A 725-nucleotide genomic window follows, 5' to 3' on the forward strand; every position below is an offset into this window, starting at 1 on the left:
ACACCGACCGACGACCGAGAGAATGTGCATGGCTGAAGGTTCATCAACCACCGGCTCACCGTTTGCGATTGTGCCCGACCATGTTTCGAATGCCGGACAGTATGTGCAGCAGACCGCGCAAACTCTCGTCAACGGTGTGCGCTCAGCCGACGCAGACGTGCAAGGGCTGATGACGAGCTGGAAAGGCACCGCGGCCACCGCCTATTCGACAGGGTGGGAGGAAACCCGCGACGGCGCCTTGCAGGTACTCGACGCCCTGAACACCATGGCTGAACTGCTCGGCGTGGCAGGTGTCGAATACACCCGCACCGACACCACCAACGCCACCGGGCAGCGGCAATCCTCACTGGATCTCCCGTAGCTGATTCCGCGTAACCGAACAGGACTGTGGCACATGAGATATCAGGTCGATCTCGACCACCTGGACAACGTAACCACCCGCATCGGCGGACTGAACGATTTCCTACGGGAATCCCTCCGCGAGATCGATGAACGCATGACCGTGATGCAACAGAGCTGGAACGGCCACGCCGCCGACAAACAAGCCGAAGCACACCGGGAATGGGCTACCGCGGCGCAAGAAGTTCGGGAGGGAATCGAGGCCATGCAGGCCGCAGCCCGCACCGCGCACACCGCCTACAACGACGCCGTCACCGCCAACCTGCGCACCCTGGGCCGCCCGTGACCGTTCTCGATGTCGACACCAGCGTCTACAACGACGCCGG

At 62.5% G+C, this 725-nt stretch carries 2 protein-coding genes; both read left to right on the forward strand.

The annotated features are described in order from the left end of the window. The first annotated feature begins 28 nt into the window (after positions 1-28). Positions 29-361, forward strand: coding sequence for a WXG100 family type VII secretion target (locus tag ACW2Q0_RS31135; protein WP_457194496.1), 333 nt, complete (start codon positions 29-31; stop codon positions 359-361). Between the two features lie 33 nt (positions 362-394). Beyond that, positions 395-685 (forward strand): WXG100 family type VII secretion target, encoded by a 291-nt coding sequence (locus ACW2Q0_RS31140; protein WP_457194497.1) that lies wholly within the window; start codon positions 395-397, stop codon positions 683-685. Positions 686-725 lie beyond the last annotated feature (40 nt).

Source organism: Nocardia citri (genome assembly GCF_054065835.1).

Coding starts and splice junctions, on each gene's coding strand:
- ACW2Q0_RS31135 (WP_457194496.1), top strand. CDS start 29: ATGGCTGAAGGTTCATCAACCACCGGCTCACCGTTTGCGATTGTGCCC.
- ACW2Q0_RS31140 (WP_457194497.1), top strand. CDS start 395: ATGAGATATCAGGTCGATCTCGACCACCTGGACAACGTAACCACCCGC.